Below are 274 nucleotides of genomic sequence, written 5' to 3'. Positions count from 1 at the left end.
CAGGCCGGTCGACGTGGAAGTCGACAGCGAGGCGACCGAGCTATCGGTCGAACTCAAGCCGGTCGACAGCGAGTTGATACCGGTCGAGGTCGAGGTGGACAGCGAGCTGATCGAGCTGTTGGCCGACGACAGACCGGTCGACGTCGACGTCGACAGCGAAGCGACGGAGCTGTCGGTCGAGCTGAGGCCGGTCGACAACGAGCTGATGCCGGTCGAGGTCGACGTGGACAGCGAACTGATCGAGCTGGTTGTGGACGAGAGGCCGGTCGACGTG

1 protein-coding gene is annotated in these 274 nt (G+C 64.6%); it reads left to right on the top strand.

Annotated features, from left to right (window positions below):
* The coding region (locus U5771_RS35480; protein ID WP_322028223.1) for a hypothetical protein at positions 1–274 on the top strand (274 nt) is incomplete at both ends.

Source organism: Burkholderia sp. BCC1977, from assembly GCF_905339595.1.
Classification (GTDB): Bacteria; Pseudomonadota; Gammaproteobacteria; order Burkholderiales; family Burkholderiaceae; genus Burkholderia.
This window is presented reverse-complemented; position numbering and strand designations above follow the sequence as displayed.